This is a genomic window from Streptomyces sp. WAC07094 (assembly GCF_036320405.1).
Classification (GTDB): domain Bacteria; phylum Actinomycetota; class Actinomycetes; order Streptomycetales; family Streptomycetaceae; genus Streptomyces; species Streptomyces lannensis.
In genome coordinates this window covers 3872090-3890655 of record NZ_JAVMJZ010000001.1, presented here as the reverse complement: position 1 = coordinate 3890655, position 18566 = coordinate 3872090, and the positions used below count along the sequence as shown (strand labels likewise).

12 protein-coding genes and 1 tRNA gene are annotated in these 18566 nt (G+C 71.4%); 7 read left to right on the top strand and 6 right to left on the bottom strand.

Annotated features, from left to right (window positions below; genetic code table 11):
* Positions 1-17 precede the first annotated feature (17 nt).
* The 7 genes from RCR19_RS17150 (at position 18) to RCR19_RS17120 (ending at position 12073) form a co-directional block, all read left to right on the top strand.
* Positions 18-1538 carry a class I SAM-dependent methyltransferase gene (locus RCR19_RS17150; protein WP_331265945.1) on the top strand — a complete coding sequence of 507 codons (1521 nt, stop codon included), beginning with the start codon at positions 18-20 and terminating at the stop codon, positions 1536-1538.
* Between the two features lie 366 nt (positions 1539-1904).
* Positions 1905-2102, top strand: a complete 198-nt coding sequence (locus tag RCR19_RS17145; RefSeq protein ID WP_331265944.1) for a hypothetical protein — start codon at positions 1905-1907, stop codon at positions 2100-2102.
* 379 nt (positions 2103-2481) lie between these two features.
* Positions 2482-5322, top strand: coding sequence for a type I DNA topoisomerase (gene topA, locus RCR19_RS17140; RefSeq protein WP_331265943.1), 2841 nt, complete (start codon positions 2482-2484; stop codon positions 5320-5322).
* A gap of 170 nt (positions 5323-5492) precedes the next feature.
* The gene (gene tmk / locus RCR19_RS17135) at positions 5493-8696 is read left to right on the top strand and encodes a dTMP kinase (protein WP_331265942.1); all 3204 of its coding nucleotides are present in this window, start codon (positions 5493-5495) and stop codon (positions 8694-8696) included.
* Between the two features lie 157 nt (positions 8697-8853).
* Complete coding sequence (locus tag RCR19_RS17130; RefSeq protein WP_331265941.1) at positions 8854-10059, top strand: DNA polymerase III subunit delta'; 1206 nt, start codon at positions 8854-8856, stop codon at positions 10057-10059.
* A 206-nt stretch (positions 10060-10265) separates the two neighbouring features.
* A complete protein-coding gene (locus RCR19_RS17125; protein ID WP_331265940.1) occupies positions 10266-11888 on the top strand; it encodes an alpha/beta hydrolase in 1623 nt (540 codons plus the stop codon).
* Between the two features lie 108 nt (positions 11889-11996).
* Positions 11997-12073, top strand: a tRNA-Thr gene (locus RCR19_RS17120).
* A gap of 44 nt (positions 12074-12117) precedes the next feature.
* On the opposite strand, the gene RCR19_RS17115 is transcribed toward RCR19_RS17120, so the two are convergent.
* From RCR19_RS17115 to RCR19_RS17090, 6 genes are all read right to left on the bottom strand, one after another.
* Complete coding sequence (locus RCR19_RS17115) at positions 12118-13515, bottom strand: site-specific integrase (RefSeq protein ID WP_331265939.1); 1398 nt, start codon at positions 13513-13515, stop codon at positions 12118-12120.
* 65 nt (positions 13516-13580) lie between these two features.
* The gene (locus RCR19_RS17110; RefSeq protein WP_220293221.1) at positions 13581-13784 is read right to left on the bottom strand and encodes a helix-turn-helix domain-containing protein; all 204 of its coding nucleotides are present in this window, start codon (positions 13782-13784) and stop codon (positions 13581-13583) included.
* 172 nt (positions 13785-13956) lie between these two features.
* Positions 13957-15120 (bottom strand): DUF3631 domain-containing protein, encoded by a 1164-nt coding sequence (locus RCR19_RS17105; RefSeq protein WP_331265938.1) that lies wholly within the window; start codon positions 15118-15120, stop codon positions 13957-13959.
* The gene (locus RCR19_RS17100; RefSeq protein ID WP_331265937.1) at positions 15117-15548 is read right to left on the bottom strand and encodes a hypothetical protein; all 432 of its coding nucleotides are present in this window, start codon (positions 15546-15548) and stop codon (positions 15117-15119) included. The genes RCR19_RS17105 and RCR19_RS17100 overlap by 4 nt, the downstream gene beginning before the upstream one ends.
* Entirely contained in the window at positions 15545-16477 is a 933-nt protein-coding gene (locus tag RCR19_RS17095) for a bifunctional DNA primase/polymerase (protein ID WP_331265936.1), read from the bottom strand. The genes RCR19_RS17100 and RCR19_RS17095 overlap by 4 nt, the downstream gene beginning before the upstream one ends.
* 94 nt (positions 16478-16571) lie before the next feature.
* Positions 16572-18356 carry a MarR family transcriptional regulator gene (locus RCR19_RS17090; RefSeq protein ID WP_331265935.1) on the bottom strand — a complete coding sequence of 595 codons (1785 nt, stop codon included), beginning with the start codon at positions 18354-18356 and terminating at the stop codon, positions 16572-16574.
* Positions 18357-18566 lie beyond the last annotated feature (210 nt).

Below are 18566 nucleotides of genomic sequence, written 5' to 3'. Positions count from 1 at the left end.
CGCGCCACAATGGGGGCGTGAGTAACTCCAGTCCGGCCACACTGCCGTCCACCGCCCGCGTCGATGTCACCCTGCGGCTGCGGGACGCCCTCCTCGCGGCCTCCTTCACCGCCGACGGGCTGCTCGATCTGCTCGGGGCGCCCGCGTACGCGGCGCTCGCGCGGAGCGAGACCGTGCCCGCGCTCCGGGCCACACGCGGGGACACGGCGCTGGAGTCGCTCGTACGGCTGTTCCTGCTTCAACAGCCCGTGCCGCACGCCCGCGTGACGGGTGTGCTGCCCGTCGACGTGTGCGTGGAGGGCGGCTGGCTCGTCCGCACCGGTGGGGACGAGGTCGCCGCCACCGTGGACGTCCGGCCGTACGGCGGACCGGGCGGCGAGGACTGGTTCATCGTCTCCGACCTCGGGTGCGCGGTCGGCGGTGCGGGCGGCATCGGCAACCGGGACGAAGGAGTCGTCCTGGGGGTCGGCGGCGCCTCCACCACGCTGGCGGGCATCACCGTCCGCACCCCCGTCGGCGCCGCCCTCGACCTCGGCACCGGCTCGGGGATCCAGGCGCTGCACGCCGCCCGGCACGCCACGCGGGTGACGGCCACCGACGTCAACCCGCGTGCCCTGGACATCGCCGCGCTCACCCTGGCGCTGTCCGGCGCGCCGGCCGCGGACCTGCGCCAGGGTTCGCTGTTCGAGCCGATCGAGGACGACGAGACGTTCGACCTGATCGTCTCCAACCCGCCCTTCGTGATCTCCCCCGGCGCCCGTCTCACCTATCGCGACGGTGGCATGGGCGGGGACGATCTCTGCCGCACGCTCGTCCAGCAGTCGGGGCAGCGGCTGAACGGGGGCGGGTTCGCGCAGTTCCTCGCCAACTGGCAGCACGTGGAGGGGGAGGACTGGCAGGACCGGCTGCGCTCGTGGGTACCGCGCGGCTGCGACGCCTGGATCGTGCAGCGCGAGGTCCAGGACATCACCCAGTACGCGGAGTTGTGGCTGCGGGACGCCGGTGACCACCGCGGCGACACCGCGGAGTACCAGGCGCGGTACGACGCATGGCTGGACGAGTTCGAGGCGCGCAAGGTGCGGGCGGTCGGTTTCGGCTGGATCGCGCTGCACCGGACCGAGGCCGTCGAACCCAGCATCACGGTCGAGGAGTGGCCGCATCCGGTCGAACAGCCGCTCGGTGACACGGTCCGGGCGCACTTCGACCGCATCGACTACCTGCGGGCGCACGACGACGCGGCGCTGCTCGCGGGGCACTTCAGGCTTGCCGCCGAGGTCGTCCAGGAGCAGGTGGGGCTGCCGGGCGCCGAGGACCCGGAGCACGTCGTACTGCGACAGAACCGCGGGATGCGCCGTGCCACCAAGGTGGACACGGTCGGCGCGGGCTTCGCCGGTGTGTGCGACGGCACGCTGAGCGCGGGACGGATCCTCGACGCCATCGCCCAACTGGTCGGCGAAGACCCGGTGTTGCTGCGCGATCGGACGCCCGCTCAGATCCGGCTGCTGGTCGAGCAGGGCTTTCTCGAGCCCGCGCGGTAGGAGTGGCGCCGGCCCCGGGCCGGGGCGCCCGCCCCGGCCGACGCCTCTTCGGACGCGGACGTCCACGCGCCGCACCGACCGGGGAGGGGACGCCGTGACGAGTGGCGGTACGTCATGTCCCGTACTTGATCCGCCAGCCGTGATCGGCCGGGGAGGAAGGGCGTACGGCAGGCGGCGCGACGGCGAGTTCCGGCCGCATCGCCCCCCGGGTGTGTGACCGCGGGCCGCGGGCGTCGTCCGCGAGGCGGTGCGCGGCCGGCACGGACGGGGCCGTGCGCCGCACGTTCACCCGGGGGTCGTCCGTCGGCCGCCCGGACATGTCAGCCTCCCGTCTTCGGGTGGCCCGGAACGGGAGAGGAACGGGACATGGAGAGCGGACCGGCGATCTTCGCGGGGACGGTGTTCGCCCTGTTCGGCGGTGGGCTGATGATCTGGACGGCGACCCGGGTGCGCCGGCGCGAATCCGTCGCCGAGGGTGTGAGTCCCGTCGCGTCCGCCGCCCTCGCGGTCCTCGCCGCGGTGGCCGCGCTCACCGCCGGCGCCTGGTGCTTCCTGCGCCTGTGACGTGAGGTTCCGGGCCGCAGGGCGCCCGCGGCCCCGGTAACCGGGGGATCACCCTCCGGACACGGACGAAAGACCTGCTCGCCGGTCCGGGCGGCAGGAATGCCGGTAGTCGGGTTACCGTTCGAGTGGCCGTTGCGGGCTTTTCCCGTTTGACACGGGGGCGGGATGTACCGTCACACTCCGCAGCGTCACCAGCGAGTGAGCCGAAGGGACGCGCCGGTGTCGAGAGGGCGAAGGCGCTTCAGCCCCGATGGGCTGGGCGCGATCGCCCTGTCGACACCGGCCGCAGCCCCCCGGAGGCGAGCGAGCCGGACAAGAACGACCCCACCCCGGGAAGAAGGCCTGGGGAGGCCACAGCCGACCGGAGAGAAGAGCGAAGTTGTCCCCGACCAGCGAGACCGCACAGGGCGGCCGCCGACTCGTCATCGTCGAGTCGCCTGCCAAGGCGAAGACGATCAAGGGCTATCTCGGCCCCGGTTACATCGTCGAGGCGAGCGTCGGGCACATCCGCGACCTTCCGAACGGCGCCGCGGAGGTGCCCGAGAAGTACACCGGTGAGGTGCGCCGCCTCGGTGTGGACGTCGAACACGACTTCCAGCCGATCTATGTCGTCAACGCCGACAAGAAGGCGCAGGTCAAGAAGCTCAAGGATCTGCTGCGAGACTCCGACGAGCTCTTCCTCGCCACCGATGAGGACCGCGAGGGCGAGGCCATCGCATGGCACCTCCAGGAGGTGCTGAAGCCCAAGGTCCCGGTCAAGCGGATGGTCTTCCACGAGATCACCAAGGACGCGATCCAGCAGGCCGTGCGCAACCCGCGCGAGCTGAACCAACTGCTCGTCGACGCCCAGGAGACCCGTCGCATCCTCGACCGCCTCTATGGCTACGAGGTCTCGCCGGTCCTGTGGAAGAAGGTCATGCCGCGCCTGTCGGCCGGTCGCGTCCAGTCCGTCGCGACCCGGCTCGTCGTGGAGCGGGAGCGGGAGCGCATGGCGTTCCGCTCCGCCGAGTACTGGGATCTGACCGGCACCTTCGGCACCGGCCGCGCCGGCGACCCCTCCGACCCGTCGTCCCTGGTGGCCCGGCTCGCGGCGGTCGACGGCAAGCGGGTCGCCCAGGGCCGTGACTTCGACTCGGTCGGCCGGCTGAAGACCGCGAACACCCTCCACCTCGACGAGCAGAACGCCCGCGCCCTGGCCGCCGCCCTGGAGAACACGCGGTTCTCGGTCCGGTCGGTCGAGTCCAAGCCGTACCGTCGCTCGCCGTACGCGCCGTTCCGTACGACGACGCTGCAGCAGGAGGCCAGCCGCAAGCTCGGCTTCGGCGCGAAGGCCACCATGCAGATCGCGCAGAAGCTGTACGAGAACGGCTTCATCACCTACATGCGTACGGACTCCACGACCCTGTCGGACACGGCGATCACCGCCGCCCGTGCCCAGGTCACACAGCTGTACGGCGCCGACTACCTGCCCGCGCAGCCGCGTACCTACGCGGCCAAGGTCAAGAACGCGCAGGAGGCGCACGAGGCGATCCGGCCCTCGGGTGATCGTTTCCGCACCCCGGCGGAGACCGGCCTGACCGGTGACCAGTTCCGGCTCTACGAGCTGATCTGGAAGCGGACCGTCGCCTCCCAGATGAAGGACGCGACCGGTAACTCGGTCACGGTCAGGATCGGCGGCACCGCGGCCGACGGCCGGGACGCCGAGTTCAGCGCGTCCGGCAAGACCATCACCTTCCACGGCTTTCTGAAGGCGTACGTCGAGGGCGCCGACGACCCGAACGCCGAGCTTGACGACCGCGAGCGCCGGCTGCCCCAGGTCGCCGAGGGCGACGCGCTGAGCGCCGAGGAGATCACCGCCGACGGCCACTCGACCAAGCCCCCGGCCCGCTACACCGAGGCCTCGCTGGTCAAGGAGCTGGAAGAGCGCGAGATCGGCCGTCCGTCGACGTACGCGTCGATCATCGGCACGATCCTCGACCGCGGCTACGTGTTCAAGAAGGGCACGGCCCTGGTGCCGTCCTTCCTGTCCTTCGCCGTGGTCAACCTCCTGGAGAAGCACTTCGGACGGCTCGTCGACTACGACTTCACCGCCCGGATGGAGGACGACCTCGACCGCATCGCCCGCGGCGAGGCGCAGTCCGTGCCGTGGCTGAAGCGGTTCTACTTCGGTGAGGGCACCGGCGCGGGCGGTGCCGCCGACGCCGGTAACGGCGACGGGGACCACCTCGGCGGCCTCAAGGAACTGGTGACCGACCTGGGCGCGATCGACGCGCGCGAGGTGTCCTCGTTCCCCGTCGGACACGAGATCGTGCTGCGGGTCGGCCGCTACGGCCCGTACATCGAGCGCGGCGAGAAGGACACCGAGCAGCACCAGCGCGCCGACATCCCGGACGATCTGGCGCCGGACGAGCTCACCGTCGAACTGGCCGAGGAACTGCTCGCCAAGCCGAGCGGGGAGCGTCCGCTGGGCACCGACCCGGAGACGGACCGGCCGATCGTGGCCAAGGCAGGCCGCTACGGCCCGTACGTCACGGAGATCCTGCCCGAGGGCACGCCGAAGACGGGCAAGAACGCGATCAAGCCGCGCACGGCCTCGCTGTTCAAGTCGATGTCCCTGGACACGGTGACCCTGCAGGAGGCGCTCCAGCTGATGTCCCTGCCGCGCGTCGTCGGCGCGGACACGGAGGGCGTGGAGATCACCGCGCAGAACGGGCGCTACGGGCCGTACCTGAAGAAGGGCACGGACTCGCGGTCCCTGCAGTCCGAGGACCAGCTCTTCACGATCACGCTGGACGAGGCGCTGGCGATCTACGCCCAGCCCAAGCAGCGTGGCCGTGCGGCCGCGAAGCCGCCGCTGAAGGAGCTGGGCGAGGATCCGGTCAGCGGCAAGCCCGTCGTCGTCAAGGACGGTCGCTTCGGGCCGTACGTCACCGACGGCGAGACCAACGCGACCCTGCGCTCCGGCGACAGCGTCGAGGCGATCACCCCGGAGCGCGGCTTCGAGCTGCTCGCGGAGAAGCGCGCCAAGACGCCCGCCAAGAAGACGGCGAAGAAGGCCGCAGCCAAGAAGGCACCGGCCAAGAAGACCGCGGCGAAGAAGACGGCTGCCAAGAAGACCACCGCGAAGAAGACGACGGCGAAGACGGCGGCCGCGAAGGCGACGTCGAAGAAGACCGCCGTCGCGAGGGCTGCGGCACCGGAGGACCCGGGCCAGGAGTGAGCGTGCCGTACGGTCCGGATCTGCGGACCCGGCACCTGGTCCGCAGCCGGCGGCCGAGGCCGTCGCACGGGCTTCGCACGACGCCCGCCCAGGCATCAGTTTGGTGTCGGGGCGGGCGTACGTTCGGGCGGCTGCCCCGGGCCGTCCGCCGCTGCCGATAGGCTGAAAGCATGACGCGAGCCGAGCAGCCAACGGCCCACCACCCGGCCCCCGACGACGCCCTCGTCGCCGACTCCCGTGAGCGCGCCGTCCGTGCTCTGCTGCGCCGGCCGCAGCTGAAGCGGTTGTGGAGTGCCCAGCTCGTCGGGGGGGTCGGCGACTTCCTCGCCCTGCTCGTCCTGGTCGCGCTCGTTCTTCAGGCGGCCATCGCCGCCGGCTCCTTCGGCGGCGGCTACCGGGGTGTGGCGTTCGCGATCGCGACCGTCTTCGGCGCGCGACTCCTCGCCACCCTGCTCTTCGGAGCCGTCCTGCTCGGTCCGCTGAGCGCGCTGACGTCCCAGGAGGGTCCCCTCGACCGCCGCTGGACCATGGTCGGAGCGGACGGACTGCGGGCGGCCCTGCTGGTCGTCGCCCCGCTGTGGATCGACTGGACCCCGGACAACGCGCTTCCGGTCCTGCTGGTCACGGCCTTCCTGACCGGCGTCGCCGAGCGGTTCTGGGCCGTGTGCCGCGAGAGCGCGGCGCCCGCCCTGCTGCCGGCGCCGCCCCTGGAGGGCGCGACGGTGCGCCCGCTGCCGGACCACATGGACGCGCTGCGGCGCCTGTCGCTGCGCACGGGATTCATGGCGGTCCCGCTGGCCGCCGCCGGACTCGCCGTCGTGTCGCTGGTGAACAACCTGCTGGGGACGGGCCTGGCCTGGTTCGACCAGCACCAGGTGGCCCTCGCCTCGTACGTGGCGGCCGGTCTGTTCGCCGCTTCCCTCTCGGTGGTCACCTCCCTCGAACTGCCCGACACCCGCACCCCGCGCCCCCGGTCTCCGCTGGAGGGCCTGCGCCTTCCCCGGACGGGCACGGGCGCCGACAAGGGCCGCACGGGCGCCATCCCGCTGCTGGTGCTCGCCTGCGCCGCCGTCGCCGGAGCGGTCGCGGCGGTCGTCTCCGTCTGCGTCCTGCAGGCCAAGGACCTGGGCGGCGGCCCGGTGCTGTACGGCCTGCTGGTCCTCGCGCTGACCGGGGGCACCGCGGTCGGCATCCGTACGGCGCCCCGCATGCTGCCGTCGCTGTCGCGGCGCCGGCTGCTCGCGCTGGCGACCGCCTTCATCGGCGTCGCGCTGCTCGCCGCGGGGCTGGTCCCGGACGTCTCCACCGTGCTGTTCATCGTGGCGCTCGCGGGCGTCGGCGCCGGTGTGGCCGCCAACACCGGGCACACACTGCTCGACCAGGAGGCGGAGGACCACCGGCGGACGCGGACGACCGAGCATCTGCACGCCGTCGTCCGCGTCGTCGTGGCCCTGGGCGCGCTGGTGGCCCCGGTCGTGGCGGGCGCGATCGGACCGCACCGGCTGGAGAACGGCAGGTTCGTGTTCGCGCACGGCGGTGCCTCGTTCACGCTGATGCTGGTCGGCGCACTGCTGCTGCCCGTGGCCGCGTTCGTCCTCGCCAAGGCGGACGACCGCTCCGGAGTGCCGCTGCGGCACGACCTGCGTGATGCGCTGCGCGGCGGGGACGACCCGGTGGAGACGCCGGGCACGAACGGATTCTTCATCGCCCTGGAGGGCGGCGACGGCGCCGGCAAGTCCACCCAGGCCGAGGCGCTCGCCGAGTGGATCCGCGGCAAGGGACACGAGGTGGTGCTGACCCGGGAGCCCGGCGCGACACCGGTCGGGAAGCGGCTGCGGTCGATCCTGCTGGACGTCTCCAGCGCCGGTCTGTCGCATCGCGCGGAGGCTCTGCTGTACGCGGCGGACCGCGCGGAGCACGTGGACACGGTCGTCCGGCCGGCCCTGGAGCGGGGCGCGGTCGTGGTCTCGGACCGGTACATCGACTCGTCCGTGGCCTACCAAGGGGCGGGCCGCGATCTGTCCCCGACGGAGATCGCCCGCATCAACCGGTGGGCGACCAACGGTCTCGTGCCCCATCTGACCGTCCTGCTGGACGTGGCGCCCGAGACGGCGCGCGAGCGGTTCACGGAGGCTCCCGACCGGCTGGAGTCGGAGCCGGCCGAGTTCCACGCGCGTGTGCGCTCCGGATTCCTCACGCTGGCCGCGGCGGACCCCGGCCGCTATCTGGTCGTCGACGCCGGGCAGGAGCCCGAGGCGGTCACCACCGTGATCCGGCACCGGCTCGACCAGATGCTTCCGCTGTCCGAGGCCGAAGTGGCGGCCCAGGAGGAGGCGCGCAGGAAGGCCGAGGAGGAGGCCCGGCGCAGGGCCGAGGAGGAGGCCGCGCGCAAGGCCGAGGAAGAGCGGCTGGAGCGCGAGCGCAAGGAGCAGCTCGCCAGGCTGCGCGCCGAGGAGGAGGAGCGCAAGCGGCACGAGCTGGAGGAGGCGCAGCGCCGCGAGGCCGAGCGGCAGGCCGAGGAGGCCCGGCTGCGGGCCGAGGAAGCCCGTCGGCGTGCCGAGGAGGAGCAGGCGCGGCTGCTCGAGGAGGAGCAGGCGCGGGCGGCCGAGGAGGCGCGTCGGCGTGCTGAGGAGGAGCGGCGGCGCAAGCAGGCCGAGGACGAGGCGCGGCTTCGGGCCGAGGCCGACGCGCGCCGGCTGGAGAAGCAGCGGAGGGCCGAGGAGGCGCTGCTGCGGGCCGAGGAGGCACGCCGGGCCGCTTCGGAGGCGGCGGCTTCGGCCGCCACGGCGGTGTCGGGTCCGGCCGGCTCCGGCGCAACGGGGGGTGCCTCGTCCGCTTCCTCCGAGTCCGGTGCGGCTTCCCCCACCGAGGCCTCGCCGGACAGCGAGATCACGGTTCCGACGCCGATCGTGACGCCGGACGACGCTCCGGGCCGGCCGGCGGACGAGACCGCCGTCCTGCCGCCGGTGCGTCCGCGGGAGACCGAAGCGGAGACCACGGCGAAGCTGCCGAAGCCGCCTGTGGTGCCGGGTGCGGCGGACGAGACGGCGGTGCTGCCCCCCGTGGTGCCGGGTGCGGCCGACGAGACCGCTGTGCTGCCGCCCGTACGGGACGCCGATGCCGCCGATCCTTCGGACCGGGTGCCGCCGGGCTTCTTCCGCGACGAGCGTCCGGCGCCGCGACCGGACGGGGCCGAGGACCGCACGCGCGAGATGCCGCAGATGGACGCGGGCGGCCGTCCCCAGCGCCGTTCCCGTCCGGACTGGGCGGAGGAGACGCCGCTGGACGACCTTCCGACCCTGGCGGACGAGCTGCTGGGCCCGCAGGAGGACGAGGACCGGAACGACGGTCCGGGGCGCGGACGGCGCCGCTGAGACGGAGAGACGCCGGCGGCGGGTGCCGCGGCACGGCGCCGCCGTTCGTCCCGGCGATGTCGCCGGCCCGCTCCCTGCCGGTGCGTCCGCGTGATGTCAGTGGCGGGCCGCACAATGGACGCTGGAAGGGCGAAGTGCGAGGGAAGGGCGGTGTCCCGTGACGGTGTGGGACGAGCTGGTGGGCCAGGAGAAGGTGAGCGAGCAGCTCGACGCGGCCGCGCGTGACGCCGACGCCCTGGTCACCGCGGCCGCCGCCGACGGGCCGCTGCCCGAGGCCTCGAGGATGACGCACGCCTGGCTGTTCACGGGGCCGCCAGGCGCGGGGCGCTCGCAGACCGCGCGGGCGTTCGCCGCGGCCCTGCAGTGCGTGAGCCCGGACCGTGCGCTCGGAGGAGCTCCGGGCTGCGGCTTCTGCGACGGCTGCCACACCGCCCTGATCGGCACCCACGCGGACGTGACGACCGTCGCCGCCGTGGGCGCCCAGATCCTCGCCGCCGACATGCGTGACACGGTACGCAAGTCGTTCACATCGCCGGCGAACGGCCGCTGGCAGGTCATTCTGGTCGAGGACGCCGAGCGTCTGAACGAGAAGTCCGCCAACGCGGTCCTGAAGGCCGTCGAGGAACCCGCTCCGCGGACGGTGTGGCTGCTGTGTGCCCCGTCCCTGGAGGACGTGCTGCCGACGATCCGCTCCCGTTGCCGCCACCTGAATCTGCGCACCCCCTCCGTGGAGGCGGTCGCGGACACGCTCGTGCGGCGCGACGGCATCGAGCCGGGGATCGCGTCGGCCGCCTCCCGCGCCACCCAGGGCCACGTCGACCGCGCCCGCCGGCTGGCCACGGACGAGCGGGCCCGCGCACGGCGCGCCGAGGTGCTGCGGCTCCCGCTGCGGATCGATGACGTCGGAGCCTGCCTCAGAGCCGCTCAGGAGCTGGTCGACGCGGCCACGGAGGACTCCAAGGAGCTGGCGGAGGAGATCGACGTCAAGGAGACCGAGGAGCTGAAGGCGGCACTCGGCGCGGTGCAGGGCGGCCGGATGCCACGCGGCACCGCGGGTGTGATGAAGGAGCTGGAGGAGAAGCAGAAGCGCCGCAGGACCCGTACCCAGCGCGACAGCCTGGACCAGGCACTCAGCGATCTCACGGGCTTCTACCGCGACGTCCTCGCCCTCCAGTTCGGCTCCCGCGTGGCCCTGGCGAACACGGACACCGAGGACGCCCTTGACCGACTGGCCCGTGGCAGCACCCCGGAGTCGACACTGCGCCGTATCGAGGCGATCGCCGCATGCCGGGACGCCCTGGACCGCAATGTGGCGCCCCTGCTGGCGGTGGAGGCGATGACGATGGCGCTGCGGGCGGGGTGAGCGAGGGCGCCGGGGCGGAGAGGTACGACGGGGGAGCGCGTTCCCGGCCGTGGCGGTGAGAGCCGACCCGGGCAGCGGAGGCGACAGGACGGCGGCGAGCCCGGGACAGGCGGAAACCGCTCGCCGAGGACCGGACGCGATAGCTCGTACGAAGTGGCTATTCCACCTAACGTGACCAATTGATCGCTCAGGGTTACGCTCACCAGATGCACATCAGGCGCATTCCCGGACCGTCCCGCCGTCCCCACCCCTCCCGCCTCCTGTCGCTCCTGCGCCCGTTCCGCCCGACACGGACGCGCGGCACCCTGCTGGCCGCCACCGCACTGCTCATCTCGGCCTGTTCGTCGGGGAGTTCGACGACCACCACGGCGGAGGTGGCGCTGGCCGCGCTGCCACGGTCGACGCCGTCGGTGCTCGCCCCGTACTACGCGCAGAAGCTGATCTGGCACAGCTGCGGAGCGGCCGGTTTCGAGTGCTCCACGATGAAGGCCCCCCGCGACTACGGCAAACCCGCCTCCGGTGACGTGAAGTTGGCAGTCTCCCGGAAGAAGGCCACGGGTCAGGGCAAGCCGCTCGGCTCCCTGCTGGTGAACCCGGGCGGGCCGGGCGGGTCGGCGGTCGGCTATCTGCAGCAGTACGCCGGGATCGGCTATCCCGCGGAGATCCGGGCCCGCTACGACATGGTCGCCTTCGACCCGCGCGGTGTGGCCCGCAGCGAGCCGATCGAGTGCCTCGACGGGCCCCGCATGGACGCCTATGCGCAGACCGACATGACCCCCGACGACCAGAAGGAGAAGAACCTGCTGGTCGATGCGTACCAGCGGTTCGCGGAGGGCTGCGGCCGGCAGTCGGCGGACCTGCTGCGCCACGTGTCCACGGTCGAGGTGGCCCGCGACATGGACATCCTGCGGGCGGTGCTCGGCGACCAGAAGCTGAACTACGTCGGAGCCTCGTACGGGACGTTCCTCGGGGCGACGTACGCGGGACTGTTCCCGGAGCGGGTCGGCCGCCTGGTGCTGGACGGCGCTATGGACCCGTCCATCTCGGCGCTCCGGCTCAACGAGGACCAGACGGCGGGCTTCGAGACGGCGTTCCAGTCCTTCGCCAAGGACTGCGTACGGCAGCCGAACTGCCCGCTGGGCGGACGGGGCACCCCGCCCGCGAGGGTGGGCGACAACCTCAAGGCGTTCTTCAAGAAGCTCGACGCGTCCCCCATCCCCACCGGCGACACGAGCGGCCGCAAGCTCAGCGAGGCCATCGCCACCACGGGAGTGATCGCCGCGATGTACGACCAGGCGGCCTGGCCCCAACTGCGGGTGGCACTGACCTCGGCGATGAAGAAGAACGACGGCGCCGGGCTGCTCCTGCTGTCGGACAGCTACTACGAGCGGGGCGCGGACGGCAAGTACGCGAACCTCATGTTCGCGAACGCGGCCGTGAACTGCCTGGACCTGCCACCGGCGTTCTCGAGCCCGCAGGACGTGGAACGGGCGCTCCCGTCGTTCGAGAAGGCGTCACCGGTGTTCGGGGAAGGGCTGGCCTGGGCGTCACTGAGCTGCGCGTACTGGCCGGTCAAGGCGACCGGACAGGCCCACCGCATCGAGGCCAAGGGGGCGGCGCCGATCCTGGTGGTGGGCACGACTCGCGACCCGGCGACTCCGTACCCCTGGGCGCAGTCCCTGGCCGCCCAACTCTCCTCCGGCAGACTGCTCACCTATGAGGGCGACGGCCATACGGCCTACGGCCGCGGCAGCAAGTGCATCGAGGCGGCGGTCGACGCCTATCTCCTGCGGGGCACGCCACCCGAGGACGGAAAGCGCTGCTCATAGGTGCTGTGGCGCACTGCTGTGCGGCGCCCGGGAGGCATGGTCGGAGCACCCTGGGAAACTGTGTAGACTTACCGACGTTGCTGATCGCACCATAAGTGCGGACAGCGCGCCGCTTTAGCTCAGATGGCCAGAGCAACGCACTCGTAATGCGTAGGTCTCGGGTTCGAATCCCGAAAGCGGCTCCACCCGAACCCCAGCCCAGAGTGACTCTGAGCTGGGGTTTTTGCGTTCAGTGGATGCGGCGACGCCGCCGCGCACGGGCCGCGCGGGTGTCGGCGGTCTCAGTTTTGGTCTCAGTGGGGCCCGGATGGGGCCCGGTCGGCGGGGGTACGAAGAACTCGCCCATGCGCCGCATGGCGTCCCTGGACAGGTGCGATCTGCCCTTCACGTAGCGACGGGTCTGACTGATCTGGGTGTGTCGCAGGATCTCCATGATCGTGGGCATGTCCACGCCCAGCTCGTTAAGGATCGTGCCCGCGGTGTGACGGCTCCCGTCGTACAGCCGGCGGTCATCGATTCCGGCTTCCTTGAGCAGCTCCTTGAATTCCTCGTAGTCGGCGCGTGGATCCAGCGGGCGTCCATCCGGCCGGGAAAAGACGACGTCATGCTCTTGCCACAGCTCCCCGGCGGCGCCCCGCGTCGCTCCCTGCTTGGCCTTGTGGTCGTGCAGGAAGGGGATGAAGACGGGTGGGATCGGCACGGCGTTCCGGCTCTTCTTGGTCTTGGGGCGGGTGAAGACGAGTCCTCCCTGCTTGCGGTCTGGGCAGGCACTCGCGTGCTTGGTGCACGTCTTGGTGCACGGCTTCGGACAGCCACGCTTGTAGCCCTCGTGTGTGGTGCAGTCCGGAGGGCATGGTTCGAAGCGGTGCAAGCGCCCTCCACAAGCGTGTGGGTCGTCGCAGCCGTGCCGCCACGTAAGACGTTGTAGCTGCCACTCCGGGCGGAACAGCTCCGCATCCAGGTCGACGTACGACCATCGCAGACCGAGCGTCTCACCCTGCCGGAACCCCATGCCGACACCGACGATCCACCGCATGAAGGTAGGTCGCTTCGATGCGGCTTCGAGGAACGCTTTGGCCTCTTCCTTGGTGAAGGGGTTGGCCTCGGTCTCGTCGATGCTCGGTGGGTCCACGAGGGTGGCTACGTTTTCACCGACGATGCGGCGACGGTGTGCGATTTTCAGTGCGCGGGAAAGGATGCGGTGCACCTTCACGACATGCGACGGGGCGTGACCCGCCTCGAGCATGGCCCGGTACATCCGCTCCAGGTGCTCGGGCTGCAACTTGTCGATGCGGTGCTTGCCGACGCCGGGAATGATGTCGTTGCGGGTCTTCGACCAGTAGTCGTCGAGCGAGCGCGGCTTGAGCTTCAGGCTCGCGATGTCGGTGAGGTAGGTCTCCATCCACGCGGCAACGGTCGGTTTACGGCCTGCTGCGGGCGCGCGCCCCTGGTCCCGCTGACGCTCCAGGGCCTTGACCTTGCGTTTGATCTCGGGCTCTGTCTTGGCTCGACGATGGCGCCGGTCGGGGCCGCCGTCGCTCTTCACGCCCATGGTGACGCGGCCGTGCCACCAACCGTCGGTACCGAAGTAGATGGATGACTCCATGTTGGGCTTGCGGGGGCTCATGTGCTCCTCCATGCAGGAGGCGCCCCAAGCGGCATGCTGGGGGCGCCTCAGTGGCGTGCTCGGGGTCAGTAGGGCAGCGGGGCGAGATTCGCTACGTACGCCTCAAGGTCGGCCCGCCGAATCCGGCGCGTACGACCCAACTTGATGTACTTCAGGGCGCCTTCGGCCATCAGCTCGTAGACGGTGGAGCGACCGATGGCGAGCGCTTCGGCAGCCTCCTCTGGCTTGTACAGGAGTCGGTCGACGGGGGCGGCGATCGCGGTGCTCATCCGGGGTGCCTCCTCGGCAAGGCGTCTCGGGGCCCTTCTGGGAAGTCCGCTACATCCGCTACACCGCTACATCGCAGGTCAGCGGGGGTGTTTTTGTAGCGGAGGGGTGGCGTGTAGCGGCTACGCACGCGCTACGGGGTGGCGGGCGTAGCCGCTACACGCTTCGGTGCCGCTACAGATTTAGGGGCTCTGAGCTGGGCTGTAGCGGTGTAGCGGATGTAGCGGAGTCCTGGGGAGGGGGTGGGCAGTAGCGCGTCCATGCGTCCGCCAGGTCCTCCGCGTGGAAGCCCTTGAGGACTCCGCCGGCGGTGCGGATGTTGCGGGATCGGATGGGGGTGTTGTCGGCGGTCATGTACTCGCCGAGCATTCGGGCCAGGCGCCTGTTGTCGAGTGGCTTGCCGTCGAGGTCGGCCCAGGGGGCGTCGTCGAGGGCGTTGAGCCGGTCGAGGATGGCGATGGTGGGGAGCTTGTCCACGCCGATCAGGACGTGGTCGCGTAGGTCGCTCAGCAGGCGGATACCGAGGCTGTGTTTGTCGGTGGTCTGCGCGGCTCGCACGAGCGTTACGCAGGCTTCGCGGGCCCGCTCGGGCCACTGGCCACCGACGGCGTCCGCAATGGCGAGCAAGGGCTCCCACACGTCGGCGGGGCGGTCGGTGACCCCGTCGGGCATCTCGGGCCAGGCTCCGAGCACGAACCCCCGTGCCGGCTGCGCCCAGTCTGCGAGTCGGTCTCGGAGCTTGTGCCCCTCGGCTTCGTGGATTCGTGCGCGGAAGGGTTCCACGCGTTCGTTGCGGGCCCGCCGGCGCATGCGGATGACGATGGAGCGGGTCAGGATCGTGTCCGGTAGCGAGCCGAGTCCGGCGACCGCGACCGCGCAGTACGAGGGGAAGGCTTGAACGGTCTGGTTGCCGCCGTCTCCAATGCACCGGTAGGTGACGCCGGTACGGCGGTGTCCGGCATTCAGGAAGCCTCGCAGGTCCTCGTTGTCGCCTGCCTTGGGGCCGAAGATGGTGTCGATCTCGTCGAACAGGATTGTGGGCCGCCCGTCGGCTCCGGACACGGCCCGGAAGAGGGCGGCGGCGGACGCGTTGACCGCGACCATGGGGTGCGGCACGAGCGTTTCCACGATCTCCAGCGCCCGCGACTTCCCCGAGCCAGGCTCGGGCGACAGGAAGGCCAGGCGGGGTGTGGAGTCGAAGCAGTCGAGCAGGTGGGCGTGCGCGTCCCACAGAGCTACCGCGACATACGCCGCGTCGGTGGGGAAGACGTTGAAGCGGCGGTGGAAGGCTTCCACTTCGTCGAGTAGCGCGGCCCCGTCGATGGGCGTGGGGGTCATGCGGCGGCCCTCCTTTCTGTGAGCGCGGTGGGGGCTCCGGTGCAGACGCCTTTGTGGGTGTCGTAGTCCGTGACCAGGTCGGCCACGGCTTGCTGTCCGCGGGCGGTGCCGGTCTGTCCGCAGGTGCAGGCGCAGGCGGCGGTGGGGGTGTCGCCGTGGCGCGTGGACCAGCGGGCTCCGTCCCAGTGGTGCCGGTAGACCGGTGGGGCGTAGATGCGGATTCCGGGCCGGTCCGGTGTCGGGTCGGGGGTGCTGTGGCGCGCGTCGGATGCCCGGAACTGGTTCGAGCGAAGGGCAGTTACGACGCCCTTGCGGGCGGCGCCTTTCGGCTCGCCTACGGCCGTCGTGTCCACAGGCTGTGGAGCGGCGGGCGGCCCGCTCTGGGTGGTGGTGGGGCAGTCCAGGGCGGGGGGAGTCGGCGCCGTCATGCCGCCTCCCGTGGGGTGGCGTGGGCGATGACCCAGTCCAGTGCGCTGCGGATGGTGGTGCGGCACTCGGCCGGCGGCAGTCCGGTAGCCTCCCCCGCCCCCTGGATTGCCTCTTCCACCACGTGCCGCGGGATGTCGCCCCACGCCACGAACCGCGCCACCTTGCAGGCGCTTCGGTGCAGGGTGTTGTTCCGCCCGTTCGGGCCGCCCTCAACCGTGGAGGCGACGACGGCACACTCACGTTCCAGGGCGGTCCGCGCGGCACGGGTGCCGTCGTGGACCCGTACGGGCACCGGAGCGGGCTTGTCCGCCTCGGTGAGCAACGCCGTGAGCCAGCCCGGTAGTTCGGCTACGGGCGCGTCGTGGGTGACCTCGTAGGTGCCGTCGGGGGTGGTGCTGCCGGGGGCGACGACGTATCCGCCCCATGCGCGGGTGTCGATGTGCGGTCCGAGACGGTCCACGCTGCACTTCAGCCGGACCCCTGTGGGGGTGGTGAAGTAGAGGTGTTCACCGCGTGCCGTCCGCACTCGGTAGGTATCGGGGAGCACCTGTCGGGCGCGCTCGCAGAGCGCTTGCAACGAAGTGGCGCCGTCAGGCGCTCCTTCTGGCTCTTCTGCCTTGACGGGATCCAGGTCGATGACGAGCAGTCCGGCCGGGCCGGTCGCGATGCCGACGTTGTAGGGCCGGTGCGCCCACGCGGTGTGGATCAGTTCAGGGTCGGTCGTGGCGCGCTCTTCTGGGGTGCGGTGTCTGTCGGCGCAGCGTCCGGTGCCGGGGCAGGCGCGTTCGGCGTGTCCTGCCGGGCGCTTGCTGCCGGGGTGGAGCGGGATGATCGGCCAGCCGCGTTCGGCCGCGGTGAGGGCGGAGGCGAGCAGGTCCGGCAGTAACGGCCCGTGGCCGTCTCGCCGGGTGTCTGTCGTTTGGGTCATGCTGGGAGACCTCCACAGGTCTGTTGATGGCAGGTGGATGGGCGGCGGCCCCGGTTCTTGGTCGGATGGGGGCCGCCGTCGTCTTGGGTGGGGGTCAGGCGGCGGCGGTGTCGTCGCCGCGCGTGGCGGTCAGTCGGCCGTCTAGGGCGCGAACGACCGTGCCGCCTGTGGTGAGCGCCTTGACGGCCTTGGACACGGCGCCCTTGGACAGGCCCGTGATCACGGTGAGGTCCTTTTGGAGGAGCGGTTCGTCGGCGGTCTCGATGGCCTTGAGGACGCGGGCGGTGGCGCTGTCCGCGGCGGGCTCGTCCGGGGCCGTGTCCTTGATGAGGGTGAGTGTCGGGGCGCCCGCGGCTTCCACTGTGGGCGCGATGGTCCGGGACCAGGGAGTGCGGTCGGGCAGGGCGATGACGACTGTCTTGTCCATGTAGCGGACCTTGACCGGGTCGGGCTTGCGCTTGCCGTCCCGGATCAACGCCACGCCGGGGACGGGGAGTTCGTCGGCGTTCCAGCCCTTGGCCTGTGCGTCCTCCCCCAGAACCACGCGAGCCTCGGCGGGGGTGCGGACCGCGAGGCAGATGGAGACGCCGATCTGCGGGGCGATCTGCTTGGGGATGCCGTCGCCGATGGTGGGCTTCTGGGTCATCCACCACAGGTCGATGCACGCCGCACGGCCCATCCGGGCCAGGGACTCCAGGCCCGGCAGCGCGGAACGGTTCACGGTACGTGTCTTGCCGTCGCTGGTCTCGGTCTCGTAGGGGACCTTGTCGGCGGCGGTCATGACTTCGGCGCCCTCGTCGACGACGACCGTGATGCGCGGACGGTCGGCGGTGGGGGTCCAGGTGTCCTGTCCCTTGGGCAGGATGCTGAGCCGGTCCAGCATCTCCGTCTCCAGCTCGTCGACCACGTCGACGACTTCACGCGGGGTGGAGGCGACGCGGGCCCGGTGGTCCCACAGGCGGCCTTCCACGCGCTTGAGGTCGATGATGACGAGCGCGTTCGTCTCCCCTTCGGATGCGTCATACAGCAGCGGCCGTGACGCGACCGACTTGCCGGCGCCGGACCGTCCGGCGATCAGCAGCCGTTCCCCGAGCGGCACGGTCACGGACTCGCCGGTGACGGTGTCGACCCCGAGCGAGCGTCGCTCGGGCGCCCACTTCAGATCGTCGCCATCGGCCGCACTGCGGGTGCGCAGGATGAGTTCGGCCCAGCCGCCTTGCTTGCCTGCCTTGATCTGTATGCGCAGGCTCGTGCGGGTGCCGAGCAGGGCACGGACGTGGTCCTCCGCGGCGCGGAGTTTGGTGGCGGTCCAGGTGCCGTCGAGGCGGATGGCGCACACGATGCCCGCCTCGGTCAGCTTCGGTCGACCGGACAAGGTGTCTTTGAGCCCGCGCTGTTCGGCATGCTCCTTCCAGTGCTGCGGCTGCAACCGCTTCAGCAGTGCGGACTCTTCGGCGGTGGGCTTCAGGCCGGTGGTGTCGCGTTCGCGCACGGCCACCCACACGGTCAGGGCGGTGATGGCGGCAACGACGGTGACGGCCGACCACACCCACACGCGGGTCGGGACTTGGGGCAGGTAGAGGTATCCGGCGGCTCCGAGGGCGGCGCCGGTCTTGGTGGCGAACAGCCACATCGGGTCCGGCACGCGCCGCTTGGCGGTGCGCAGCTCCCGTTCGGCGCGGTGGCGCAGGGAGGTGACGCCTTCGGGGTCGACGGCGCGGGCGCGTTCCAGGGCGGCGCGGGCGTCGGCCACGAGCGGCTTGCGCTGGGCGCGCAGGGCGGCGCGGCGGTCGGCTTCCTTGCGCCACACGTCAGCGGTCCAGCGGGCGGCGGTGGCTGCGTACTGACGGTGGGTGCGCCAGACTTGGGACTGACTCACAAGGTCCTCGTCTCTGGGGTGAGTGGGTCGGACGGTGGCGGGCCCTGTACGGCCCGCCGCTGTCACGTTGAGTGGTCGGTTTCCGGGTTTCCTGGTTTCCGAGAGGGGCCCTACGCGTGCGCGCGCGAGGACGGAAACTTCCGTCACCCTGCGTCGCTACGGGGTCTCTGGCGGCCGAACAGCCTGCCGGGGGTCAAACCCCACCCGGAA